The organism is Flavobacterium mesophilum (assembly GCF_039581405.1).
In the GTDB taxonomy this organism is placed as follows: Bacteria; Bacteroidota; Bacteroidia; order Flavobacteriales; family Flavobacteriaceae; genus Flavobacterium.
Genome location: NZ_JBCPXZ010000001.1, coordinates 52,297 through 76,656 on the forward strand (window position 1 = coordinate 52,297; position 24,360 = coordinate 76,656).

Consider the following 24,360-nt stretch of genomic DNA (forward strand, 5'->3'; position numbering starts at 1 on the left):
TGTTCGGTTAGATCACTAAAGACAGGTTCAATCAAATCTTTTAAACTAGTCTGTGATTAATTTGAATTTTACAGATTGAAAAAATATATTTGAATTTTTCTCAAAATAAATTCCATTTTCTTTTTTATCTAATTTGACTTTGTAATTATGAATTAAGGTAGTTTGTGCAATAACATTTACATGATAAGTATCTCCAGTTTTATTCTCCATCGATATATCCTGAATAATACCATTAATCACAACCGATTTAGGAACAACAGTAGTGTCATTTAATTTAAAACTAACCATATATCCTTTTTCACTATTAGTATTATAACTTCTATACGTTTGATTTTTAATATCCAAAAGTTGTCTGGAACAGGAAAAAAGGGAAAAAAGTCCAAGAGAAAATAATAAAAAGACGGCTTTAGGAATACTATTTTTCATACTTTTAGCGTTTTGCAACCACAAATTTACCTTAAATTAAACGATTGAAAAAATAATGAAATTAAAATATATTGCTAAAGCATTGCTCGTAGGATTGGTTTTTACAGCTTGCAGCAAAGATTCTGATTCTGAAGCCACGCCTGACGAGATAAACAACTTTGTTTGGAAAGCTATGAATTCCTGGTATTACTGGCAATCTGACGTTGGTGATCTGTCTGACAGCAAAATCGCCTCTACCGCTACATATAACAATTTTATCAACGGAAAAACTCCGGACGCGCTTTTTTATTCCCTTCTATATCAAAGAGGAACTGTTGATAGATTCTCATGGATTGAAAACAGTAATGAAATAGTACAGGCTTCAAAAATTGCAGAGGTTGAAAAAAAAGGCGGTTTCAGTTATGCAATTTATCCTAAAGATGGATTCAATACAAATATGGTAGCCTTAATTAACTACATTGTGCCAGGCTCACCAGCAGCTTTGGCGGGATTGAAAAGAGGAGACGTTATTACAAAGGTAAATGGAAATCAGCTTACTTCAAGTAATTATAGCCAACTAGAAAACGCACAACTTACCATTACTCTGGCGGCAAGCGTGAAATTTACAAATAGTAGTATGGTAACCACAGACAAAGCAGGAACAGTAACCTTAACAAAAGCTGATATTGATGAAAACCCGGTTGCTTATTACGAAAAGAAAGTATATGGAGCAAAGAACATTGGTTATCTGGTGTTTAACGGTTTCAAGTCGGATTATAATGACGAACTCAATGCGTCTTTCGCTAAAATGAAATCAGACGGAATTAACGAACTGGTTTTAGATTTAAGATACAACGGAGGAGGTTCATTGGAAACTGCAGTTGCTTTGGCGCAAATGATTAACGGAAGTTTTACCAACAAACCATATGTTTACTTAGACTTCAATAATAAACACAATAGTGAAGACGGCTATGAAAATCTTTCCGAAAAAGTAAAAATTTTTAATCTGGTTGATAACGAGCCAACTTTTCAGCGAGAAGAAAATATAAACAGCCTTGCTTTGACAAAAATATATGTGCTGATAAGTTTTCAAACCGCTTCTGCCAGCGAGCTCACCATACAATGTCTGAAAAAGTACATTAACGTAATCACAATTGGTGAAGAGACGGTTGGCAAATTTGTAGGATCTAATACACTATACGATTCTCCTGCTTATAATTATACCTCCTATGCCAATCGAAACACTAAACATAAATGGCAATTGCAACCCATTACATTTTCATATTACAACAAAGATAAAGATGTAAATCCAGCGAATATTACACCTGATTATGAAATTAATCCATATAGCACTTTCTTAAATCTGGTTGAATTTGGAAACGTAAAAGATCCTTATTTGAATAAAGCCATCGAATTAATTACAGGTCAAACTATGCGAACTACAGCAAAAACTACCGATTCTTCTTTTTTATTAAAAATTGACGATTTTTCTGCATTAAACCCTACAAATACTGCAAAAGGTTTATATATAGAGGATTTTAAAAGGTTGAAAAATCAATAAATAGCAACAAAATTAAATCTAAAAATAAAATCACAGCTTAAATCTTGATTTGAATAGTTTGTAAATTATGTAATAAGAATCACAAAAAGAGATAACTAGTTGCTAGCTATCTCTTTTTTCATATACAAATATGCATATTTTTCAAGCCTTTTAACGTGTGATTTTCTCTTCTAAAGCAATTTTTATATCATCTTCATGCAACGAATTTAAAAAATCGCTCGATAAAAACGCTTCTCCCAGTGTCTTTACACCTTTTGAAACTGCATTTCCAGATAAAATTCTGTTCACAGCCTCTACAACTAAGGGAGCTGTCACAGCATAAATATCTTGGCCTTGAGCCGAAATTCTTCTTTCTTCATTATCTTTTAACGCAACGACTTCAAGGCTGAATTGCTGCGAAGATCTGTTTTTTTCATCTGTCGGTTTTGGCTCTGGCGTATCGTTGTTTCTAAGATCGTCTAATGAATTCTGACTCAAATACGTATTAACCGTATTCACGTTTAAATGATTCGAAATTGTAATGATTTCTGAAAGAGGCAGACTTACCACTTCTTTGTTACCTATTGGTTTTTTAAAATTCCATTCTTTTGGAGGCGTTGGCTCAAGTTCCTTTAAACGCTTGTTTTGGAACGTTAATCTTTTGTAATGATTTCGATCTCCTGTCAATCTCGTCCCTTTTGTAGGATGCCAAGAATCCAGACCAATATACACGTTAATTTCATCTGTATGCTCCCACTCTTTTGTTAATTCAGTCGCCAATAGATCGGCTAATCCACCATAAAAGGCTGCCGCAGGAATGATTAAGATTTCCTTATTTTTAGCTTCTTCTGAAAATTCATCAATGATATCCAACACCGGTTTTTGTTCTGCCGATAAATCAATATAATGACTGCCAGATCTTAAAGCTGATTTAATTATGGGTCCCGCAGTATCTAAATATGGACCAGCTGCGTTTATAATAATTTTGGCGCCTTTAAAAGCTTCGTCTAATGATTTTGGATCATTGATGTCCGCCACTTTTATTTCTGAATCCGGAAAAAACGGAAGCAAAGCAGTCAACTTTTCTAAATCTCTTCCAGAGAGAACCAAATTTCTATAACCTTGTCTATAAAGCTCTGCTACAATAAACTTTCCTGTATGTCCGTATGCTCCATAAATTGCAATAGTATTTTCCATAAACTGTATTTTTTAGACATCATCCTCTCGGATGATTATTAAATATTTGAAAGACTGTTTTTTATTGAACAAGCAATAAAGTATTTTGTGTTGTGATTAATTGCTGCATTGATTGTTTCAGTTGACTACTCATTTCATTAATCAATTTTTGTTTTAATTGATACTCTTTTTCATTTTCAAAAGATGTAATGGAAACCAAAAGATTTTTGTCCTGAAAAGCTGGAAGTCTCGGAAAATCATTTTCTTGCATTTCACTAACCCAAAGTGTTGTATGATTAATCTCTATACTTGCTAAAAATGGCACATATTCAGTATTAAAAAGAGCAATTACTTTGTCCAGCGTACCGTTGCAAGTATAAAAGTTCACTTCAACAATTTTATGGCTCGCGTCTAGAAAATTAGCCGAAATACTTTTAGCAAGCGGACGCAGCAAATAAACGTTGTCTGAATTGATCATCATGTCATTGGCTCCTTTTCCAAAGTCTTTCCAAGTTTTACTGTCAACATAAAAATCATTTAAGAATTTTAGTCTTGTTTCCATATTCTTAAAACCTCTAAACCAGACAAATTTATCATTTGCTTTATCAATTTTAAATTGTCCCAAAGTATAGCCCCCAAGATTATGCATTGGAGTAACAAAATGAATATTGAAGTATTTTTTAAACTCGTCTGCTGTATTGGGCTTCAATAAATAATTGCGAAGCTCTAATACTGTAATTTCCTGATTATTTGATTCTTGAGCGTTTGTCATAATTCTTAATTCTTAAAATGATTAAAAGTGGAGCAAAAACAATCTATTACGAGGGAATATCAGAATCCGTTTGATAAAAAATACTGATAATTCCTCTAACAAAGAAAACAATATAATATCTTTACCACAAGTACGTACAAAAAAGTGCCCTACGTACGAAAACTATACTAAAGCTGAAAATCAGCATTTTAAAAAACAAAAAAAATGGCAAAAAAAATAAACGTAAAAGCATATTGCCCAGTTGATTACGCTTTTCAGCGAATTGGAGGAAAATATAAAGGCCGAATTTTGTGGTCGCTAAAAGATGACATTTTACGCTATGGCGAACTAAAAAAAACTATTGAAGGAATCACGCCAAAAATGCTCACCCAGACTTTAAAAGAATTAGAAGCTGATGGATTGATTTTCAGAAAAGTTTATCTCGAAGTACCGCCTCGAGTTGAATATTCTTTGTCTGAAACGGGTCTCGAGTTAATTCCTTTCATCAACCAAATGAGTGCTTGGGCTGAAAAACAAATGGCTTTGATTTAGATTTGAAACTAAATTAAAACCTATGCTAATTTTTGAAATGAAATACTATATTTGACAGGCAAATTTATATTGCATTTTTTTTATGCTAATTCTGTTTAAAATTTTTATTTCGTGGCTTTCAGCCGTAATAACTTTATTCATTTTTATCAGACCTGTTTCTGATATAACTGATAATGAGTTATATAAAAAACCTGAACTGCTATCAAGTTTATTTTCTTTCTTTAGATTGGACTTATCCGAAAAAGTCATGATTTTAGCGGGCACCGTTACCCACCATCTTATTGCCCTTCTATTTGTAATGATATATTATATACTTTGGTTAAACGAGTTTAAGGAAATCTCATGGACTATCACAATTAGCATTGGAGTTTTCATATCAATAATGCGCTTTCTAGCCTGGACGCTGCTGATACACATCCTCCCGCACCAGAGTCTTATTAGTTTTAAAGGTCATTACCTACAGATCGTTTTCTTTTACAATTTTTTTACTATTCTGATGGTAGCAATCTATATGACTTTTATTGGGAACTAGCTTTATTTTTTAAATCGATTTAAAGTTTTTTGATACGATGTAACATTTTTTATGTTCTTTCCTATGTATCTTGTTTTGTAGCGCAATCGTAGCAGAAATTTGGTTAGAAAACATTACAAAAAAAACTCATTTCAAAAGAAATGAGCTTTTAAAACAAAGATAATCTATCACTATTTTCGACTATTTTTTCAATACCATATCAAACAGTTCGCCGTTCATTTTTCCTTTTAAAATAAATTGGTTATTTCTTTTTACTAATCTGCCTTTAAAATTATCTAGTTTATCAGAAGGATAGCGCCAGCGAATTGTTATGGAATCATTTTTTTTATTGAAATAATATGTTCCAATATACCTGTATCGCCAATCATTAAAATCAAAAGCCACTTCATCCTCAAGATCCATATAGATTGTAGTCAATACGCTGTCTTTAGGACTCTTTGCCTTCATCGCAATATTATCTATTTTCAAATTTTGCACCTGATATTTTCCAGTAAATTGCGGATGCTTATTCGGATAACTATAAATGAGATAGAAAAACACAGGCCAAACAAATAAAGAAGCTCTGTACATATTTTTATAGTAATTGGAGACAGTTAGACTTTTAACACCTTGCATTGGCTGAAAAATAAAAGCGGTTAATCTTTTTGTGTCCTGAGACAAAAAGTAAAACACCCCCATTAATAATATGATACCATGGAGTAAAGGCCCTGATGGCATCTGATAAAAAACATCAAGACTAGTTATAAAAACCAGCATAGGCACAATCAGAATCAATCCAAAAAGTCTTGTTTTTGAAAAAAGCAAAAGCACCGCAGTTGCAATTTGCAATAAAGCTATAAAAACAGTAAAAGGATACGAAAATTTGAAAAATGCCCAAACAAGAGTTTCTCCTGACAAAGTGCTAAATGGGGTGTCTAGTAAACCTAATGGAACCATCATTTGCAATCCTTCTATTTTATGAAAACCAAACATTATTAAGTCTAGAGAAATTGCATAAATCATCCGGTGCTCTAGTCTCATTTTAAGTTCAATTCCATTAATGCCCTGCTGTTTCTCCATTGAATGCCAGACAAAAGGCAGAATTAAAGATGCAATTAAAAAAAGAATCGAGATACCAAGTAAAATGGGAGGAAAAATCCACGGAGAGAAATACTTTGTCGCTAATCTCAAAAAGACTGCGCCAATAACCAAACCAAAACATAAACCTAACCAAATTTTGTTTTTTAAAGATGTTGAGTACATAATGTTGCTGTTTAAATTCTCAGCAAAAAAACATCTTATTCAGTTTTAAGTCGTCCTGATGTACCCATTCAGACTTATTTTATAGTATATTCTTTTACATATTCACTGGGCGTTAGCCCCGTTGTTTTCTTAAAGGCATTATTAAAAGTCGATTTTGATGTAAATCCAGCTTCATAGGCTATTCCAAGAATAGTTAGATGACTGTACTGCTTTTTTATTAGCATGCTTTTAACTTTATCTAATCTGTAATTATTTATTAAGGTGTAGAAATTCATGTTATAACTATTATTTATCAGAAACGACAAATCGTTCATTGAAATTCCTACTTTATCAGCAAGTGAAGCTAAACTAATATCGGGATCGATAAATACTTCTTCTTTCTGTAAAAGATTATTCAAAACTGACTTGTATTTTAGTAAGTCATCTTCATTCAGCCGTGATGTCGATTTTTCAATCTGATTCTTTACATCCGGATATAGGATACTTTGAAGTATTAAATTTTTGTTTTCATCATTAAAAAAAATATCTTTTTGTTTCAAAATACTGTAAACCATAAATAGTACAAGTAGTAGATACAAATAACTACTCACTAAATTCAGATTATCATTTTCTTTTATTTTCATTATTATTGACACGACAATCATAAGCAACATCCAGACTAAAATATGTAAGAGCCATTTTAAATCTCTTTCTTTTTTCTGAGACGAAAACAGCATTACACTAATCCCATGCCTTTTTAACAATCGGTAAGATAAAATCCAATATATGATTAATTGAACTGGAAACACCAAGCCCATCAAGCCTCCAATTATCCTGCTTAGCCGATCGCCTATCAAATGTGATATGTTTTCTAACGAAAGAAAATAAGGCAATGATACCAAAAGAAAAAATAGTATTGCAGGGATAAAATGCAACCATTTTTTCCCAAAACTTACTTTGCCCAAATGGGTGTAATACCAAATGCTTAAATAAAAACTTGGAGCAAGAACAAAACGAGATAGCTCTGAAAACGGAACTATATATGGAAATTTTATGTCTAGTTTTTCATCCCATATAATTTTGCTTAGTAATGCAAATCCAACAGAGATGAGAAAAACACCAAAAAATAGGTTTCCCTTTTTATTATACGGTATATAAAAAATTACTAATATCCCTATTAGAAAGCAAGTTGCAACTGAAAATGAATTAATAATAATTTCTGGCATTTATTAAACTGATTTTTTTTAAGCTTATCAAATGTAAAATTTTATATTTCATTTTGTTCTATTTTCATACTGAATTATAATAAGTTACACGCAGAAATAAATCAATTTTTAACTTTCGGCGGAATAATATTTAATGAATTAAACTAAATATTGTTATTTCACCAAAAATCAGCAGATATGATCATCGTATTTTGATATGCTCCCCTAATAAAAATTAATTAAACATTTAAGCGTTAAAACTTTTTGTATTCAATTAATTAAATATCTTTATTTTCTAAATCTTTTAAATTAAAAAAAATGAAAAAAACTTTACTTATTCTGATTTGTACTTTTTGTATGTCAACATTGGCGAACGCTCAGTTAACCAGAGACGAAATAACACAAAATATTATTAAAAACTTTGTGAAAAAAGATTATGCAAAAGTTCAACAAGACTTTTCAGGAACTTTAAAAAATAAACTATCGCAACAGCAGTTACAAGATGCATGGGAAGGTGTTATTGCCGAGGTAGGAAATTACATTTCTGTTTTAAAAACTACTGAATATCAATCTCAAGGATACAATGTTGTAAAAAAAAGGTTGCAATTTAAAATTGACAATAGAAATTTAGAAGTTACATTTAATGAAGATGACAAAATCATAGGATTGTATTTTAAATATTAAGTTAAAACCAAAACTTATAAAAATATCAAGATCATTATTACAGCAGCAGCATTATTCTTAACTACTGCTGCCTGAACTCCCTTTTAAAAGGAAAAATTAAATAACGTCTAGACTTTAACAATAAATAGCACACATATAGCATCGAAGAAACAATCTCAAATACACCAATGAAATACTTTTTTCTATCTATTATTTTTATGGCAAGCATATTTTCAGCGCCAGCACAAAAAAGCGAAATTGTACAGCTTTTAAACAAGGAATTGAAAAGTGAAATGGAATATGAATCTAAGCAATCTTCTTCGCAAGACACGTTAAGTATCGTTCACCCCTTTAGTATTGATGAAAATGATGTTTTGAGTTTTGAAATTCGCACTTCACGACCTAATAACGGTTATCAAACTACAAAACAGGAAGTGTCATTAACTGCTATAAAATCGATAAATAAAGACATCGCTATTCTCATTCAGGCTCCAGGTTCTGTAAAAACAACTACTGTAAATTATGTTGCCAATAATACCGCAACAACAGAAACATATATCGATGATGCAATGGATGTGCATATGAAAGCACCAAACAAAGAAAAATTTGCAAAAAAGATAGTCAGTGCATTCAAAAAAGCAGGTTATAACATAAAAACAGATTATTGGGCAGATTAACCAAAAAAAATAATTGGAAAATGAAAAAAACTGTATTTGTTTTAGGATTTTGCATACTTAGTTTTTTATCGAAAGCTCAAAATGTGGATTTTGAGAAAAACGTAACATTTCTTCAAGAAAAAATCAGATGTTGCTCTGTTCCCTTTTCGGCTTCTACAAAAAGAAAAGTAGATAGTATTGCTGTTGCGATAAACGGAGATGCTAAATTATTTTACTCTGATAAAAAGGCACCTTTAGCATTTAACATTTTGCAACTTTATAAAGAAGACCCAAAAGATTATGGATTTAACATATCTCCCGACAATAAATTCATCTGGTTTCATATATCTGCAGATAAAATACGTATGATACGTTTTACCAATGCGTTTGAAACAAAAGCGGCTTACATTACTTTGACAAAAATTTTCTTATTGGCTCAACAAAATGATCTAATAGTAAACGGCTGTCATTACACTTCATCGCCATCAAAACCTTCAGAAGGAGTATATTTTATTTATAGATCTGAAAAAGAAACAGATATGTTGCGTGCCGAAGTTTTAAAAATTATTCGCCCTACTGATATACAAAAGAAAGGCGATTCTATTATAAAAATTAAAAGCAACGGAGAAGGCTGGCTCGATAAAGACACAATTCCTGTAGGCAAATGGAACTTTTATGCTAAAGACAAACATGGCCAAGAATATCTTTTTAAAACAGAGACATACAATTCTAATTCCCACAACAGTAAGAAATAAAACTAGATAAAGCTATTTTAAATTTCGCCCCGACTGTGACATTAATATCATCACGATATTATGTTAAAAGTCGGAGACTTTTAAGAAGTTTTTTATTCAAAACAAGATAAAAAAAATGCGCAAAGTCAGAGACATTTGCGCAGCTTTTCAGTTAAACTTTTCGGATAGCAGAGCATGATAATTTCACAGATCCAAAAAACTTATTATAATTTAAAATTACTTTTCCTTTTTATTTTTACTACTTCCTCCTTTTTAATTTCTCTTCTAATTAATCTTAAATTGGGTTTATGTAATTTTTCGTCAAACGAATTTTGTATTGCACGAAAGGTTGCTACTTCATACGCGACGAGTCTTGCATCAACTGGATGATAACTAGTATCTACAATTTCAAAAATAAATTTTTTAAGATCTCCTCTTTCTTTTTCTATAAAATCAATAAATAGGTTAGCAACCTTATCAACACCATCTCTATAAGCTTTAGGTAATTCTTTCTCATTTACGCTCCAAACTATTTCTGAATTATCTTTAACAGAAGAATAAAGTCTAAATTTGACATGTCCATAGCGATCACTTCCAGAAATCATTATGCAAGTACCTTCTCCATTAAGCTCTAAATTATCTTGAATTATTCTGTTTTTATCAAAAGTTTCAAACTTCTCGAAATAAAAATTTCTTTCTCTTTCTTCTGGTGAGTATTCTATATTATCATCTACTGAGGATTCCGTAACAACTTCTTCAATGGAAACAACCTCCTTATTTTTAGCCTTTATAAAATTTAAGTTTTTAAATAAATCTAATATTTTCATATAAAGCAGTTTAATTTGTTACTTCAAAATCAATAAAATCTAACTATTCTCCCTTTTTAAAAACCTTATAAAACACAAAAAGAATCCCCAACCAAACCGGAATTAATTCTACAGATAACTTCATATTAGTCATCCACATGATAGCTAAAATACCCAATAAAAAAGCAAAACAAATGTAATTGCTTACGGGATAAAATATAGAAGCAAACTTCGTTTTGGTGTTTTCTTTGTCTTTTGTTTGTCTAAATTTTAGATGCGTATACGAAATCATAACCCAGTTAATCACCAAACAAGACACGACTAAAGACATTAAAATACTAAAAGCTTCTTCTGGCATTACTTTGTTTATTAAAATACAAATCGCAGCAAAGCAAGATGAGATTAAAATAGCATTAACGGGCACGTAGTGTTTGTTTAATTTCTTTAAAAACTTAGGCGCACTTCCTTGATCTGCTAAACCAAATAACATTCGTGAATTACTATAAACACTGCTGTTATACACAGACAACGCGGCAGTTAATACAATTAAATTAAGCACATTCGCAATAAGGCTTGTAAAAAATATTTTGTGGCCAAACAATGTAAATTCCATCCCGTTTAAGTTTTGAAAAACCATTACAAACGGACTACTGTCTGTAGTAATTTGTCTCCAAGGTGACAAAGCAAATAAAATCACCAATGCACCTACATAAAATATCAGAATTCTATAAATAACCTGATTAGTCGCTTTCGGAATGTTTTTTTCTGGATTTTCTGCCTCGGCTGCCGTAATTCCAATTAACTCTAATCCGCCAAAAGAGAACATAATCAGCGCCATTGCTGATAATAATCCTTGAAAATCTCCTTTTGCCGTTTTTTCAAAAAAACCTTTCGGAAAGAAACCTCCGTCATTATACAAATTATGAATCGTAGCGTGCTCTCCTCCTGTTCCGCTTATTAGCAAATAAGTTCCAAAAAGAATCATCGCAATAATCGCAACTACTTTTATGATTGAAAACCAAAATTCGGTTTCTCCATACACTTTTACAGAGGCAAAATTCAAAGCATTAATCACCAGAAAGAAAAACAAACTAGATGCCCAAAGTGGAATTTCGGGCCACCAAAACTGTACATAAACGCCAATAGCCGTAAGTTCGGCCATACTTACCAGAATATACAAAATCCAATAATTCCAACCTGAGGCAAAACCCGCGAAAGAACCGCAATATTTATAAGCAAAATAGCTAAAACTTCCTGAAACAGGCTCTTCAACCACCATTTCGCCAAGTTGTCTCATTATAAAAAAGGCAATAATTCCGGCAATAGCATATCCTAAAATTACAGATGGCCCTGCTAGTACGGCCGCTGGACCTATACCAAGGAAAAGACCTGTTCCTATTGAGCCTCCTAAGGCAATTAACTGAATATGTCTGTTCGTAAGTCCGCGTTTAAGCTGAGTCTCTTCTGCAGCATCATGATTATTTTTCACAAATTAGATTTTAAAGGAGTTAAATGTTTTTGGAAATCTATAGACAGCGAAGATAAGTTAAAAAAGAAACCATACAAAGCATCGCCCTTTTATAATCTTTCGAAAAAAAAACAAACCCCTTAAAGTTTTTTTAAGGGGTTTTAAATATTTTAAAAAGTCAAAGTCATATCATGCCAGACTTCGCCACCATGTACAGAAGCTGAAACTCCCCTATCAGCAAAACCAAAACGTTCGTAATACGGAATTAAATGCGATTTGCAAGTTAAGATTACACCATTACGGTTTTCGCTTTTTGCCTCAGCAATTAAATGATTCATTAGCTGTGCGGCAAAACCTTGGTTTCTGTGTTGTGGGGCAACTGCAATTCCGAAAATGCTTTGCCATTTTCCGTTTTTATCATGAAGTTGTGCGTTGCCAAACAAATCATCGCTTATCGTTTCTTGATTCGTCACCATTCCGTTTATAAAACCGATCAATTCGTCATTTGATTCTAACAGCCAAAAATGTTCTGGGTAAACTTGTATTCTTTTGGTAAATGACTCAACTGTCGCTGCTTCATTTGGCGGAAAACAAAGATTTTCAACAATTGTTATAACTTCAAGATCATTTAAGGTCGCATTTCTAAAAGTAATCATAGTTTTTTTATACAAATTTAAACAAGAAGAGCCTTTTTTATCTGGCTATACTTATTTTTTAGATTGCCAAAATCTGTCTTTTCCTTCTGAAATCCATTCTAAAGATTGGGCAATCCTTTTATTTCGCGTTTCATCTGTTTTTGCGTCAGCAATCCAAATAATATAATTTTTACGAAATGACGGCGATTTGCTTTCAAAAATTTCAATCGCTTTGTTGTCTTTTTTTAACGCATCCATAAATTCTTTAGGAGCTATAACTTCTGTAGTTGATTTTTCTTTTACTGGTTTCGGTTTTGCCTTACCATTCTCATTTAAAACCATTGCTTCTTTAATGTATGCAGCTAATTTTTCTTTAGTTGGCAATTCAGAGATGTCTTTAATTTTATCCAAATAACCAAACTTTTTACCCGCTTTTACACTTTCCTGTATTTCCTTGTCCTTCATTAATTCAGCCTTATACAAACTAAAAGAACAATGTTGTTTAAAACCGCCCATCATCACTAAATGATCGCCTTTATAAGAGTAATGCGGTGTTCCCCATTTAATATTTTCTTCAACTTCGGGACAAGTGCTAAAAATTATTTCACGTAAATTAGTAAGAATAGGTTTTGCAAAGTCGGCCATTTTTGCAATGTATGCCGTAACATCTTGATTATAATTTTCCATTGATTGAGGCATTTAATTTCTGATAATTAGCTAATTATTAAATGATTATTCGAAGTTATAATAAATCTCTAAAAATGCGAGTATTAAACATTTTAAATTAATGCTATTTAACAACAACAAATTACTTTGTCAAATTTTGTTTTTTACTGTTAATTATATAAGCCCTTGCTTGAATTTTATAATTAAAAAGAGTGTTGAGCATTATATTTTTGGATAACGAATATAAACACCTATAATTTTTTTTAATTATGAAACCACATACAACTTCAAGCCAAAATTTCAACTTCATAAAATCATTCTCCTCTGACAACAATTTTATTGATGCAGAATTTCATTCTGAAAAACAACATCCATCTCAAATACATAACTTGTACTACAAACATGAAGATGAGCCAGACTTTGACTGCGAATTTTTACCAGGCATTAGTTATGATTTGGAATCAATTTATTAGTGTACCAAAATTCTCTTCAGCATGGTGTCTTGCCCACTAAAAAAAATCAATAATCTTAAAGTTTAAGTGGACTAGATGAAAAATCTGAAAATTTTGAAATCAATTCCAAAGGTTCTACATATTGCGGATTCTTGCTGATCTTTCCGTCTTTGATGACGTAAGGATGAGTAAGCAATATATCGGCGAGTGTATTTGAACTGAAACTATTTATATCATACATGCATATGAGTGATACAGCATGTTTTGGAGTAAGCACATTTAGGCTTGCCTCATATTCTAAAAGTTCATCAGTTCCTGGCAGATTTTTGAGAGCCCAAACCATATCGCCACAAGCTCTTACGCTTTCATAACCTGATCTCGATGCTGACAATAAGGTTTGCTCAAGCATCTTATACATTTTTTCAGCTACAAACTTGCCATCTTTTATATAAGTATTTTCAGAAGCCAATACTTCGAGCTGACCACTCGCTAATTTTTCGGAAATAGATATTCCATTATCAGCCAGACACCTGCAATGTTCACCGTGATGGCTCCCTTCAAGGATGTTAATGACTTTGTCATTTGCCTCCAAGCCCTCCATAATATAGGGAACGATCACCTCATATTGTTGTTCTTTTGAATCGAAAAAACCGCAAATGTGCATTGGTGCCGACAAAGATTCGCCGCAGACTGAAAAAGATGTTTGTTTGTTCATACATCAAATATAGGCAATTAATTTCCTACAACACAATTAATTTCCTCTTAACAAATCAATAATAATCGATATTCTCCTTCGTTTTCTATTGGCGCTCGATGTATACAAGGAAGTACTTTTTGTTTTGGATGATCAACAGCCAAACGCCAAAGATGCATTTGTCCTAAATTGATGGGTTCTGCATCTTCATGCAATTGATAATGCAAATCAAAATAATTCTCTTTTAAGAAGTCTTCAAATTCTTCCTCTGTTCCATCATGAATCTCTTTTAGTTTTGCACGAATTTCTGGAATCAAAATTTTTTGTTCTGCTTGCGAATTGGAAACAATATCGCTTGATGCCCCGTGATAAGTACATAAAAATGTGTCTGTTGCAATAGGAGAACGATCCACATGAAATGAATAAACATCTGTAGATATGAAATCAAACTCATCATCACGTTCATAACATTTCAGCAAATTAAGAGACGGCGATGCTCCGAAATCAGCTAATAATTGTAAATCATTTAGAATTATTTCGCGTGCAAAATTTCCTCTTTCTGATAATTGAAGCGCCTGTAAATCTTTAGGAGAAATTTCAGTTATATTTTCTTTTAAAGATAATTTAGCCACAATCTCGTTAAAATCGCCATCTAAATTTCTGTACCAGCATAACGCATTCATTTCTTCTTTGAAATCAGTATTTACAAGTTCAGAAAAAGTGGAAACAATGCCTATTTGGCTGTTGCTGGAAAATCTATTATTCATGTTTTAATTTAAAGAACGTAATTCGTTCGATATTAATATTTATTGATGTAAACCGTCTTCTTATTTACAAATTCCTGAATACCATCTTGTGAAAGTTCACGGCCATATCCTGAGTTTTTAGTTCCGCCAAAAGGCAACCTCTGATCACTTTTTACCAATTCATTTACAAAAACTGCTCCTTCATTAAACTTTGGCACTAACCTAGTCGCTTTTTCAAAATCTTCGGTAAAAATTGTAACTCCAAGTCCGAAAGGGCTGTTGTTTGAGAGCGCAATTGCTTCTTCTTCATTTTTAAAAGTAGTAATTCCAATCAAAGGGCCAAAAACTTCTTCTTTAAAAATCGCCATATCTGTTGTAACATTTCCAACAACAGTAGGCTCAAAATAGGCTTTATTTCTTTGTCCTCCTAACAAGACTTTCGCTCCTTTATCTAGCCCATCTTGAAGTTGTTTTTCCAATTCTTCAGCAAGATCAATGCGGGCCATCGTACCAATTGTTGTTTCCTTGTCCAAAGGATCTCCAGAACGAAGCTTGCTTACCTCTCCTAAAAAAGCTTTCGTAAATTCTTCAGCAATTGATGATTCTACCAACAAACGCTTTCCTGCAATACAACTTTGTCCGGCATTTTGAAAACGGGCCTGAACACAAGTTTTTACGGTTTGCTCTAAATTACAATCTGCAAAAACGGCCAAAGCATTACTTCCTCCTAATTCAAGTACCGTTTTTTTAATTTCACTTCCCGCAACAGCTGCTACGGCTCTTCCTGCAGCTTCACTTCCAGTAAGTGTAACTGCTTTGACTTTTGGATTTTTGATTATTTCTTCTACCATTTTACTTCCAATAGGTAGATTCGTAAAACAACCCGCTGGAAAACCGGCTCTTTCGAATATTCTTTCAATACTCATGGCGCTTTTCATTACGTTGCTGGCATGTTTTAAAATAGCAACATTTCCTGCCATGAGTGCCGGTACTGCAAAACGCATTACTTGCCAGAACGGATAATTCCATGGCATAATTGCCAAAACAATTCCGATTGGTTCATAACTAACATAACTTTTATAGGCTTCTGTTTCGATTATCTTATCAGAAAGCATCTTAGAAGCATTCTCAGCATAAAAATCACATAAAGCAGCACATTTTTGTACTTCAGCTACTGCCTGAGTAATAGGTTTTCCCATTTCTTGAGTAATAATTTCTGCATACTCATTTGAATTATTTCTTAATTCCTCACCTACCGCTCTCATCAAAATTGCACGTTCAGAAAAATGGGTTTCTTTCCAAATTTTATATTGAGCTTCGGCTTTATCTATTGCTTTTTCAACCTCTTTTTTATCGAATTCAGCAATTTCAAATACTATCTCTTGGTTATATGGATTTATTGACTTTATCATAATACTACTTTGTTTTACTATTTCTTTAAAAGCTAAGTAAAAGGTACAATTTATTTTAATTTTAATACTGCAAGAATCGGGTTATTTTCTGAAACTGTGAAACAAGAAAATAATTAACGCTCCCGAAACGAAAGAGAAAATTGAGATTTATTGTATATTTAACAGTACAAATTGAATTTCCTGAAAAATGATAGAAACAATTGCAAATTTACTGAATCTTAGAGATGGCGAAGATGATCGAGCGAAAACCTTAGAAGCCGTCAAAAAAAACATCTCTTTTAAAGGAGCTAATCTCTGGATTCTAGCATGCGCGATAATTGTAGCATCAGTGGGGCTGAATGTAAACTCTACAGCCGTAATAATTGGAGCAATGCTTATTTCTCCTCTTATGGGACCAATTGTAGGCGCAGGTTTTGCTTTGGGCATTTATGATTTTTCATTATTAAAAAAGTCACTAAAAAACCTTGTAACGGCAACTTTTGTCAGTCTTTTTGTTTCAACTATTTATTTTTATATAAGTCCATTTAAAGACGTTCAATCCGAATTATTATCCCGAACTTCGCCGAATATCTATGATATTTTGATTGCTTTTTTTGGAGGAATTGTAGGTGCTATTGCTGTAACACGATCTGAAAAAGGCAATCCAATTCCTGGAGTTGCCATTGCAACGGCTTTAATGCCTCCTTTGTGTACCGCTGGCTACGGACTGGCGACAGCTCAATGGCTTTTCTTCTTTGGCGCTTTTTATCTGTATACCATCAACTGCGTTTTTATCGGAATTGCAACGTTTTTAATCATTAAATATCTCAAATATCCAGCAGTTAAACAGGTCAATGAATCAGAACAAAGAAGAGTAAAATATACTATTGCATTTTTGATCACCATTATGCTTCTTCCTAGTAGTTACCTTGCTTTCTCGCTTTACAGAGAACAGCAATTTAAAAAAAATGTGAATGTTTTTATTGAAAACGAATTTACAGCAAAGGGATATACGGTAGTTTACAAAAAGACCGACTTTAATCCGAAGGCAAAAACGCTTGAACTTGCTTTTCTTTCCAAACGTTTTTCACCCGACGAAATTATTGCACTAAAAAACAAGCTTAATAGCAATACACAACTTGAAGGAACGCAACTCTTTATCCGTCAAGACTCAACAGATCGTTTGTCTCTTTTAAAAGGTGACATTTTAAACCAAATTAAAGGAAATGAAAACGAAATGAACCTAAAAGACGTTAGGATCTCACAACTCGAACAGGAAATTTCTAAAAATAAAATCGACAGCCGTCCTATACTCAAAGAAATTAAAATTTTATTCCCTTCTGTTCAATCTCTTTCGATAAACAAAAGCACTTTAATAAATCAGCGTGACAGCATCACTCCTATTACTACTGTACTGTATACTAGCGACAAAAATCTTAATGATGCCGATACTGAAAAATTAAAAAACTGGCTTAATGAAAGGCTTACTGTAAATAATGTGGAGCTTTTTGCTAGAAAAAATGAATCCAAAAAATAAATTCTAAATAGGATTAAATAGAATTTTGTGATCAAATAACAACTAAATTTATTGAGTTATTGCTTTTATTTCCCTAAAAAAATAATACAATTCTAAATTACAGAACAGTTTGTTAACAAAACAATATTTTCTGCAATTAATAAAATAACGCCTTTGTTTATATGACATTGATTGTTTAAATTTGTGACTCTTATGAAAAATTGGTGCACTAAACTTTTACTTTCAATTGTCATTCTCTTAAATGGATATGGCAATGTTTATGCACACTCAACAACTTCAATCGTTAACGACTTTTCTTCTTCTTTAATTTTTAAAACCGATTTTAATACGGCTCATCAAATAAATCATGGTCGTTTGTTTGAAACTTTTAAAAGAAAGATCTGTCTGTTTGACAACGAAGAAAATGAAGACAACTTTTCGGCTTCTCAAAAACAGCTTGCAAAGAGCAATTACTTTTTAACTTTTCACAGCAGCAATCATTTTGTCGTTTCTGCGACTGCTTTTACCCAAAAAGTAAATGACTGCAAAATTTTCAGTTTACTTGATAATAAAGTATATCTGTTATTTCAGGTTTTTCGAATTTGATTTTTAATACAGCTGTCATCTAACAGCTAGTTTCTTTACGGTTTATCCTCTCAAAAAAAGACGGATATGAACCGCTATGGCCTGTTCCTAAAGGTCTTTACACATAAAAATCAAAATAAATTACGTTTTAATGCTGAAATAATTATGAAGAGAATTTTCATGATCATGACTTTATGCGCCTTAGTTTTTGCAGGCTGCAATTCCAAAAAAGAAGAAGAAAAAGAGGAAAAAACCAAATTTGTGGTTACAACTCCAATTGAAAAAGATACTACTATTACAAAAGATTACGTATCACAGATACACTCTATACAACATATCGAAATAAGAGCGCAAGAACGCGGTTATCTTGAAAAAATTTATGTAGATGAAGGACAAATGGTTAAAAAAGGCCAATTGTTATTTAAAATCATGCCAGCGCTTTACGAAGCAGAATTAAAAAAATCTAAAGCAGAAGTTAGTTTCAGCTCAATAGAATATCAAAACGCTAAAAAATTAGCCGATGAAAAGGTGGTTTCTCCAAACGAACTGGCAATGGCGAAAGCCAAACTAGAAAAAGCAAATGCTGAAATGGCTCTTAGCAAAGTACATCTTCAATTTACTGAAATCAGAGCCCCTTTTGATGGCATTATAGATAAATTTCATGTTCGTCAGGGAAGTTTAGTTGACGAAGGAGAATTGCTTACAGAATTAGCAGACAACAGCTCAATGTGGGTATATTATAATGTTCCAGAATCTGAATATTTAGATTATCAAGAAAAGACTGGAAAAAGCGGTAAAATGAAAGTTAATCTTTTGATGGCTAACAATAAGAAATTCCAATATCCGGGAGTTGTAGAAACCATTGAAGCTGACTTTGATAATGAAACGGGAAACATTCCTTTTAGAGCGACTTTCCCAAATCCGAAAAGATTATTGAGACACGGTGAAACAGGAAGCATCCAGATGCCTATTGATTTGAAAAATGCAATGCTGATTCCGCAAAAAGCGACTTTTGAAGTTTTAGATAAAAAATACGTTTATGTAATTGACAAAAACAATGCTGTAAAATCTAGAGAGGTTGTAATTGCTGCAGAAATGCCTCATTTATTTGTGATAAAAGAAGGATTGTCTGTTAATGACAAAATACTTTTAGAGGGGCTTCGTCTTGTAAAAGAAAATGAAAAGATCAACTACGAAGTGGTAAAACCCCAATCGGTTCTGTCAAATTTAGAACTATACGCAGAATAACCGAATCTAAAAAAAGAAGTAATGTTTAATAAATTTATACATAGACCCGTTTTTGCAATTATAATTTCGATTATAATTGTATTTATAGGTACGCTGTCGATCAAACAGCTTCCTATATCGCAATTTCCGCAAATTGCACCCACAACAGTAAATATTTTTATCGCTTATCCGGGAGCAAGTGCCGATGTATTGGTAAAATCAACCTTAATTACATTAGAAAATTCACTTAACGGTACACAAGGTGTTCGTTATATGGCTACAGATGCCACGAGTGCCGGAGAAGCAACACTTAGAATCATATTTGAACCAGGAACCGATCCTAATGAAGCTGTAATTAGAGTCAAAACAAGAGTCGATCAGGTAATGCCATTATTACCTGAACTGGTTCAGCGTGAAGGAGTCGTGATTACTCCTATTCAGCCGAGTATGTTGATGTATGTGAATCTTTACTCGAAGAGCAAAAGCATGGATGAGAAATTCCTATACAACTATGCCGATGTAAAAATGATCCCTGAAATCAGCCGTGTTAAAGGTGTTGCGAGAACTCAAATATTAGGTAGCCGTAAATATGCCATGCGTGTATGGCTGAATCCTGATAGAATGCGAGCTTACAAAATTTCTGTCGAAGAAGTTATGGAAGCTCTGCAAGAACAAAGTATTATTGGCCGTCCTGGCCGATTAGGGCAAAGTTCTGGTATCGCTGCACAATCGTTAGAATATGTACTAACGTACAAGGGACGATACAACGAACCAAAAGAATATGAAAATGTAATTGTACGTGCCAATTCTGAAGGAGAAAGCATTCGTCTAAAAGACATTGCAAAAGTAGAATTAGGAAGTGAATTCTTCGATATTTATTCAAATTTAGATGGTCACCCTTCTGCTGCGATTGTATTAAAGCAAAACTACGGAAGTAACGCTAGTGACGTAATCAATGACGTGAAAGCGAAACTGGAAGAAATGAAAGCTAGTTTTCCTCCAGGAATGGATTATAAAATTAGTTATGACGTTTCGCAATTCTTGGATGCTTCTATCGATCAGGTAGTTCATACTCTTAGAGATGCCTTTATCTTGGTTGCCTTAGTGGTATTTATATTTTTAGGAGATTGGCGTTCGACTTTAATTCCAATTATTGCTGTTCCGGTTTCTTTGGTCGGAGCGTTCTTTGTGATTCAAATGTTCGGAATGTCAATCAACTTGGTAACATTATTCTCATTAGTATTAGCGATCGGAATTGTGGTTGATAACGCGATTGTCGTCGTCGAGGCCGTTCATGCCAAGTTTGAAGAATTTCCGCATATTACGCCTTATCATGCCGTGAAGTTGGTATTAGGTGAAATTGGAGGCGCTATTATTGCCATTACTGCCGTTATGGTTTCTGTATTTATTCCGGTTTCGTTTATGTCTGGTCCGGTTGGAACTTTCTACAGACAATTTTCTGTTACAATGTCAAGTTCGATTATCATTTCGGCAATTGTAGCTTTAACCCTTACCCCTGTTCTTTGCGCGATTCTTTTGAAAAATAATCACGGAAAACAGAAAAAAGGAAATATATTAACTAAATCTCTTGATGCTTTTAACAGATGGTTTGAAAGACTTACAGGCCGTTATGTTGTGGTTTTAAAAACAATTGTAAGCCGAAGAGTTTTAACTTTTGCAATTCTATTCGCATTCTGTGCTTTCATTTTTGTAGAAAATCAAGTATTACCATCGGGATTTATTCCGAGTGAAGATCAGGGAACTATTTACGGAATCATTCAGACACCGCCGGGTGCGACATTAGAAAGAACGAACCAAATAGCGCAGAAATTGCAGAAAATCTGTGAAAAAGTTGAAGGTGTTGAATCAGTTTCTTCTTTGGCGGGTTACGAAATCATGACGGAAGGTCGTGGTTCTAATGCTGGAACATGTTTGATTAACTTGAAATCATGGTCGGACAGAAAACATTCTGTAACAGAAATCATGGAAGAGTTAGAAAAGAAATCCAAAGATCTGGGTGCTGTTGTAGAGTTTTTTGAACCGCCTGCAATTCCGGGATTTGGTTCTTCTGGAGGTTTTTCTATGCGTTTATTAGACAAAACGACCACTACCAATTATCAGGAGTTTGACAAAATCAACAAGCAGTTTATGGCTGAATTAGGCAAACGTAAAGAACTTTCTGGTTTGTTTACATTCTTCGCGGCCAATTATCCGCAGTATGAATTGGAGATTAATAATGATTTGGCCATGCAGAAAGGCGTTTCTATTGGAAAAGCAATGGAAAACCTCAACATTTTAATTGGAAGTACGTACGAACAAGGATTCATCAAATTTGGGCGTTTCTTTAAAGTGTATGTACAATCAGATCCAAAATTCAGAAGACTTCCATCAGATGTATTGAATCTTTTTGTCAAAAATGATCATGGAGAAATGGTTCCGTACTCTGCTTTCATGACGCTTAAGAAAACACAGGGACCAAATGAGATCACGCGTTACAACATGTATAATTCTGCAGCAATTCAAGGACAACCTGCAAAAGGATACACCACTGCAGATGCCATTAAAGCAGTACAGGAAACAGCTCTTAAAACACTTCCTAAAGGATATGATATTGCATGGGAAGGTCTTTCTTATGATGAAGCTGGACGAGGTAATGAATCGCTTTATATCTTCTTAATCGTATTGGCATTCGTTTACTTTGTATTGGCTGCACAATATGAAAGTTTTATTATTCCATTATCTGTGATTTTATCTATTCCTGTTGGAATTTTAGGTTCGTTTGTAATTCTTCAAATGATGGGCTTACAAAACGATATTTACGCCCAAATCGGATTGATTATGTTGGTTGGCCTTCTCGGTAAAAATGCCGTATTGATTGTCGAATTTGCCGTCCTCAAACATCAGCAGGGCGCTACTATTCTCGAAGCTGCGATTGAAGGAGCTAAAGTCCGTTTTAGACCAATTTTAATGACATCATTTGCTTTTATCGCTGGTTTGATTCCGTTGATTTTTGCTTCTGGAGCAGGTGCAATTGGCAATAGGACCATTGGAGGTTCTGCACTTGGAGGAATGCTTTTCGGAACCATTTTTGGAGTAATCATAGTTCCTGGACTATATTACATTTTTGGTTCAATGGCAGAAGGTAGAAAGCTTATAAAAGGAGAAGAAGAAAGTTCATTATCTGATGATTTTATGCATCATGTAGATGATTTTTCAAAAAACAATCAAATGGAGGAAAATGAAGAATAACAGAAATATAAAATACGCAGGTCTTGCCTGCGTATTACTCACTATAGCAGGATGTAAAACGACTTCTGTTGTAGAAAAAACAGAAAACAAAACGGTACCCGAAAATTATGCTGATAACGGCTTAGATACTCTCAATACTGGAAAAGTAAAATGGAGAAGTTATTTTACCGATGAAAATTTAGAAAATCTGATTGATATCGCATTGAAAAACAATCAGGAATTAAATATTACACTTCAAGAAATTGAAATTGCAAAAAGCGAAGTAAGGGCACGTAAAGGAGAATATTTACCTTTTGTTGGTTTCGCTGCTGGTGCAGATGTCACCAAATCTGGAAGATATACGAGCACAGGCTCGGGAGAAGCTACAACGGAAATTATGCCGGGCAAAGAAACACCAGATCCACTTCCAAACTTTCGTTTTGCATTAACTTCAAGTTGGGAAATAGACATTTGGAACAAACTGCACAATGCCAAAAAAGCTGCTTTAAACCGTTATTTAGGTTCAATTGAAGGAAAGAATTTTGTGGTCACGAATTTGATTGCCGAAATAGCCGATTCATATTACGAACTTTTAGCATTAGATAATCAGTTAGAAATCATCAAACAAAATATTGACATTCAAACTAACGCTTTAAAAGTAGTTAAAATACAAAAAGAAGCGGCAAGAGTTAACGAACTAGCAGTACGCAGATTTGAAGCGCAGATTTTAAGTACGCAAAGTCTGCAATTTGATATTCAACAGCAGATTACGGAAACGGAAAATAAAATCAATTTCCTGCTAGGACGTTTTCCTCAAAAAATTGCTAGAAACAGCAGTACTTTCAGTACTATAACTCCTGCGGATGTTCATGCTGGCGTACCTTCTCAGCTTCTAGAAAATCGCCCTGATATTAAAAAAGCAGAAATGGAATTAGTTGCTGCCAAACTGGATATTAAAGCCGCTAAAGCCAAATTTTATCCTTCGCTTGGCATTTCAGCAGGAATTGGATACGAAGCTTTTAATACCAAATACCTACTAACTTCTCCAGAATCTTTATTGTATTCTTTAGCAGGCGATTTGGTTGCACCTTTAATCAACCGAAATGCTATTAAAGCGGAATATCTTACCGCTGGTGCGAAACAGATTCAGGCTGTTTACAATTATGAAAGAACATTGGTAAATGCTTATGTAGAGGTAGCAAATCAATTGTCTAAAATTAAGAATACAGCACAGAGTTATGATTTAAAGTCAAAACAAGTCGATGCGCTAAACGAATCTGTTCAAATATCTAACAATTTGTTTAGTTCTGCCCGAGCAGATTATATGGAAGTACTTTTAACACAAAAAGATGCTTTAGAATCTAAGTTTGAACTTATAGAAACAAAAAAACAGCAAATGAACGCCTTCGTAAATATTTACAGAGCATTAGGAGGTGGCTGGAATTAGTATTTTTTTTTGTTTTTTACAAAGGGGATCAGTTAAAAAACTGATCTCCTTTTTTCTTTTACAA

The 24,360-nt window shown here is 33.3% G+C and carries 23 protein-coding genes; 11 read left to right on the plus strand and 12 right to left on the minus strand.

Annotated features, from left to right (window positions below; translation table 11 throughout):
- Nucleotides 1-45: 45 nt before the first annotated feature.
- A complete protein-coding gene (locus tag AAYQ19_RS00230) occupies nt 46-426 on the minus strand; it encodes a hypothetical protein (protein WP_343532617.1) in 381 nt (126 codons plus the stop codon).
- Between the two features lie 55 nt (nt 427-481).
- Here AAYQ19_RS00230 and AAYQ19_RS00235 point away from each other — a divergent pair, with 55 nt between their 5' ends.
- A complete protein-coding gene (locus AAYQ19_RS00235; RefSeq protein ID WP_343532619.1) occupies nt 482-1,966 on the plus strand; it encodes a S41 family peptidase in 1,485 nt (494 codons plus the stop codon).
- Nucleotides 1,967-2,116: 150 nt separating this feature from the next.
- Here the strand turns inward: AAYQ19_RS00235 and AAYQ19_RS00240 are convergent, their stop codons facing one another.
- Together AAYQ19_RS00240 and AAYQ19_RS00245 are read right to left on the minus strand one after the other, a co-directional pair.
- Nucleotides 2,117-3,142: a saccharopine dehydrogenase NADP-binding domain-containing protein gene (locus AAYQ19_RS00240; protein WP_343532621.1), complete on the minus strand. Its 1,026-nt coding sequence runs from the start codon at nt 3,140-3,142 to the stop codon at nt 2,117-2,119.
- 61 nt (nt 3,143-3,203) lie between these two features.
- Nucleotides 3,204-3,893, minus strand: coding sequence for a hypothetical protein (locus AAYQ19_RS00245; RefSeq protein ID WP_343532623.1), 690 nt, complete (start codon nt 3,891-3,893; stop codon nt 3,204-3,206).
- Nucleotides 3,894-4,097: 204 nt separating this feature from the next.
- On the opposite strand from AAYQ19_RS00245, the gene AAYQ19_RS00250 reads away from it, so the two are divergent.
- On the plus strand, nt 4,098-4,424 hold the full coding sequence (locus tag AAYQ19_RS00250; protein ID WP_343532625.1) for a winged helix-turn-helix transcriptional regulator: 327 nt from the start codon (nt 4,098-4,100) through the stop codon (nt 4,422-4,424).
- A gap of 712 nt (nt 4,425-5,136) precedes the next feature.
- Here AAYQ19_RS00250 and AAYQ19_RS00255 read toward each other — a convergent pair.
- Nucleotides 5,137-6,126, minus strand: a complete 990-nt coding sequence (locus AAYQ19_RS00255) for a pepsin/retropepsin-like aspartic protease family protein (protein WP_343532627.1) — start codon at nt 6,124-6,126, stop codon at nt 5,137-5,139.
- A 146-nt stretch (nt 6,127-6,272) separates the two neighbouring features.
- Nucleotides 6,273-7,403: a helix-turn-helix domain-containing protein gene (locus AAYQ19_RS00260; protein ID WP_343532629.1), complete on the minus strand. Its 1,131-nt coding sequence runs from the start codon at nt 7,401-7,403 to the stop codon at nt 6,273-6,275.
- A 297-nt stretch (nt 7,404-7,700) separates the two neighbouring features.
- Between AAYQ19_RS00260 and AAYQ19_RS00265 the strand changes: the two genes are divergently transcribed.
- The 3 genes from AAYQ19_RS00265 to AAYQ19_RS00275 all read left to right on the plus strand — a co-directional run bounded on the left by AAYQ19_RS00265 (nt 7,701) and on the right by AAYQ19_RS00275 (nt 9,456).
- Nucleotides 7,701-8,066, plus strand: a complete 366-nt coding sequence (locus AAYQ19_RS00265; RefSeq protein ID WP_343532631.1) for a DUF3887 domain-containing protein — start codon at nt 7,701-7,703, stop codon at nt 8,064-8,066.
- 197 nt (nt 8,067-8,263) lie between these two features.
- Entirely contained in the window at nt 8,264-8,722 is a 459-nt protein-coding gene (locus tag AAYQ19_RS00270) for a hypothetical protein (protein WP_343532633.1), read from the plus strand.
- A 20-nt stretch (nt 8,723-8,742) separates the two neighbouring features.
- Nucleotides 8,743-9,456, plus strand: a complete 714-nt coding sequence (locus AAYQ19_RS00275; RefSeq protein ID WP_343532635.1) for a hypothetical protein — start codon at nt 8,743-8,745, stop codon at nt 9,454-9,456.
- Between the two features lie 203 nt (nt 9,457-9,659).
- On the opposite strand, the gene AAYQ19_RS00280 is transcribed toward AAYQ19_RS00275, so the two are convergent.
- The 4 genes from AAYQ19_RS00280 to AAYQ19_RS00295 all read right to left on the minus strand — a co-directional run bounded on the left by AAYQ19_RS00280 (nt 9,660) and on the right by AAYQ19_RS00295 (nt 13,031).
- A complete protein-coding gene (locus AAYQ19_RS00280) occupies nt 9,660-10,262 on the minus strand; it encodes a hypothetical protein (protein WP_343532637.1) in 603 nt (200 codons plus the stop codon).
- Nucleotides 10,263-10,305: 43 nt separating this feature from the next.
- On the minus strand, nt 10,306-11,730 hold the full coding sequence (locus tag AAYQ19_RS00285) for an amino acid permease (protein ID WP_343532639.1): 1,425 nt from the start codon (nt 11,728-11,730) through the stop codon (nt 10,306-10,308).
- Nucleotides 11,731-11,879: 149 nt separating this feature from the next.
- A complete protein-coding gene (locus AAYQ19_RS00290) occupies nt 11,880-12,365 on the minus strand; it encodes a GNAT family N-acetyltransferase (RefSeq protein WP_343532641.1) in 486 nt (161 codons plus the stop codon).
- A gap of 51 nt (nt 12,366-12,416) precedes the next feature.
- Nucleotides 12,417-13,031 (minus strand): YdeI/OmpD-associated family protein, encoded by a 615-nt coding sequence (locus tag AAYQ19_RS00295; protein ID WP_343532643.1) that lies wholly within the window; start codon nt 13,029-13,031, stop codon nt 12,417-12,419.
- A gap of 248 nt (nt 13,032-13,279) precedes the next feature.
- Here AAYQ19_RS00295 and AAYQ19_RS00300 point away from each other — a divergent pair, with 248 nt between their 5' ends.
- Entirely contained in the window at nt 13,280-13,483 is a 204-nt protein-coding gene (locus AAYQ19_RS00300) for a hypothetical protein (protein WP_343532645.1), read from the plus strand.
- Nucleotides 13,484-13,538: 55 nt separating this feature from the next.
- Here AAYQ19_RS00300 and AAYQ19_RS00305 read toward each other — a convergent pair whose 3' ends face one another.
- From AAYQ19_RS00305 to AAYQ19_RS00315, 3 genes are read right to left on the minus strand one after another with little or no spacing between them, the layout of a single operon-like run.
- Complete coding sequence (locus AAYQ19_RS00305) at nt 13,539-14,177, minus strand: MEDS domain-containing protein (protein ID WP_343532647.1); 639 nt, start codon at nt 14,175-14,177, stop codon at nt 13,539-13,541.
- A 47-nt stretch (nt 14,178-14,224) separates the two neighbouring features.
- A complete protein-coding gene (locus AAYQ19_RS00310) occupies nt 14,225-14,923 on the minus strand; it encodes a DUF1826 domain-containing protein (protein WP_343532649.1) in 699 nt (232 codons plus the stop codon).
- A 32-nt stretch (nt 14,924-14,955) separates the two neighbouring features.
- Nucleotides 14,956-16,317 (minus strand): NAD-dependent succinate-semialdehyde dehydrogenase, encoded by a 1,362-nt coding sequence (locus AAYQ19_RS00315; protein WP_343534378.1) that lies wholly within the window; start codon nt 16,315-16,317, stop codon nt 14,956-14,958.
- Nucleotides 16,318-16,501: 184 nt separating this feature from the next.
- On the opposite strand from AAYQ19_RS00315, the gene AAYQ19_RS00320 reads away from it, so the two are divergent.
- The 5 genes from AAYQ19_RS00320 to AAYQ19_RS00340 all read left to right on the plus strand — a co-directional run bounded on the left by AAYQ19_RS00320 (nt 16,502) and on the right by AAYQ19_RS00340 (nt 24,296).
- Nucleotides 16,502-17,830 carry a TIGR00341 family protein gene (locus tag AAYQ19_RS00320; protein WP_343532651.1) on the plus strand — a complete coding sequence of 443 codons (1,329 nt, stop codon included), beginning with the start codon at nt 16,502-16,504 and terminating at the stop codon, nt 17,828-17,830.
- A gap of 192 nt (nt 17,831-18,022) precedes the next feature.
- Complete coding sequence (locus AAYQ19_RS00325; RefSeq protein WP_343532653.1) at nt 18,023-18,415, plus strand: hypothetical protein; 393 nt, start codon at nt 18,023-18,025, stop codon at nt 18,413-18,415.
- Between the two features lie 144 nt (nt 18,416-18,559).
- Complete coding sequence (locus AAYQ19_RS00330) at nt 18,560-19,642, plus strand: efflux RND transporter periplasmic adaptor subunit (RefSeq protein WP_343532655.1); 1,083 nt, start codon at nt 18,560-18,562, stop codon at nt 19,640-19,642.
- Between the two features lie 21 nt (nt 19,643-19,663).
- Nucleotides 19,664-22,870: an efflux RND transporter permease subunit gene (locus AAYQ19_RS00335; RefSeq protein ID WP_343532657.1), complete on the plus strand. Its 3,207-nt coding sequence runs from the start codon at nt 19,664-19,666 to the stop codon at nt 22,868-22,870.
- Nucleotides 22,860-24,296 (plus strand): TolC family protein, encoded by a 1,437-nt coding sequence (locus tag AAYQ19_RS00340; RefSeq protein ID WP_343532659.1) that lies wholly within the window; start codon nt 22,860-22,862, stop codon nt 24,294-24,296. The genes AAYQ19_RS00335 and AAYQ19_RS00340 overlap by 11 nt, the downstream gene beginning before the upstream one ends.
- Nucleotides 24,297-24,360 lie beyond the last annotated feature (64 nt).

What these genes read in the sequence shown, in the direction of transcription:
- AAYQ19_RS00335 (WP_343532657.1), top strand. Translation starts at nt 19,664, where the DNA reads ATGTTTAATAAATTTATACATAGACCCGTTTTTGCAATTATAATTTCG.
- AAYQ19_RS00330 (WP_343532655.1), top strand. Translation starts at nt 18,560, where the DNA reads ATGAAGAGAATTTTCATGATCATGACTTTATGCGCCTTAGTTTTTGCA.
- AAYQ19_RS00250 (WP_343532625.1), top strand. Translation starts at nt 4,098, where the DNA reads ATGGCAAAAAAAATAAACGTAAAAGCATATTGCCCAGTTGATTACGCT.
- AAYQ19_RS00270 (WP_343532633.1), top strand. Translation starts at nt 8,264, where the DNA reads ATGGCAAGCATATTTTCAGCGCCAGCACAAAAAAGCGAAATTGTACAG.
- AAYQ19_RS00325 (WP_343532653.1), top strand. Translation starts at nt 18,023, where the DNA reads ATGAAAAATTGGTGCACTAAACTTTTACTTTCAATTGTCATTCTCTTA.
- AAYQ19_RS00275 (WP_343532635.1), top strand. Translation starts at nt 8,743, where the DNA reads ATGAAAAAAACTGTATTTGTTTTAGGATTTTGCATACTTAGTTTTTTA.
- AAYQ19_RS00310 (WP_343532649.1), bottom strand. Translation starts at nt 14,923, where the DNA reads ATGAATAATAGATTTTCCAGCAACAGCCAAATAGGCATTGTTTCCACT.
- AAYQ19_RS00230 (WP_343532617.1), bottom strand. Translation starts at nt 426, where the DNA reads ATGAAAAATAGTATTCCTAAAGCCGTCTTTTTATTATTTTCTCTTGGA.
- AAYQ19_RS00240 (WP_343532621.1), bottom strand. Translation starts at nt 3,142, where the DNA reads ATGGAAAATACTATTGCAATTTATGGAGCATACGGACATACAGGAAAG.
- AAYQ19_RS00280 (WP_343532637.1), bottom strand. Translation starts at nt 10,262, where the DNA reads ATGAAAATATTAGATTTATTTAAAAACTTAAATTTTATAAAGGCTAAA.
- AAYQ19_RS00290 (WP_343532641.1), bottom strand. Translation starts at nt 12,365, where the DNA reads ATGATTACTTTTAGAAATGCGACCTTAAATGATCTTGAAGTTATAACA.
- AAYQ19_RS00300 (WP_343532645.1), top strand. Translation starts at nt 13,280, where the DNA reads ATGAAACCACATACAACTTCAAGCCAAAATTTCAACTTCATAAAATCA.
- AAYQ19_RS00340 (WP_343532659.1), top strand. Translation starts at nt 22,860, where the DNA reads ATGAAGAATAACAGAAATATAAAATACGCAGGTCTTGCCTGCGTATTA.
- AAYQ19_RS00320 (WP_343532651.1), top strand. Translation starts at nt 16,502, where the DNA reads ATGATAGAAACAATTGCAAATTTACTGAATCTTAGAGATGGCGAAGAT.
- AAYQ19_RS00235 (WP_343532619.1), top strand. Translation starts at nt 482, where the DNA reads ATGAAATTAAAATATATTGCTAAAGCATTGCTCGTAGGATTGGTTTTT.
- AAYQ19_RS00265 (WP_343532631.1), top strand. Translation starts at nt 7,701, where the DNA reads ATGAAAAAAACTTTACTTATTCTGATTTGTACTTTTTGTATGTCAACA.
- AAYQ19_RS00305 (WP_343532647.1), bottom strand. Translation starts at nt 14,177, where the DNA reads ATGAACAAACAAACATCTTTTTCAGTCTGCGGCGAATCTTTGTCGGCA.
- AAYQ19_RS00260 (WP_343532629.1), bottom strand. Translation starts at nt 7,403, where the DNA reads ATGCCAGAAATTATTATTAATTCATTTTCAGTTGCAACTTGCTTTCTA.
- AAYQ19_RS00245 (WP_343532623.1), bottom strand. Translation starts at nt 3,893, where the DNA reads ATGACAAACGCTCAAGAATCAAATAATCAGGAAATTACAGTATTAGAG.
- AAYQ19_RS00295 (WP_343532643.1), bottom strand. Translation starts at nt 13,031, where the DNA reads ATGGAAAATTATAATCAAGATGTTACGGCATACATTGCAAAAATGGCC.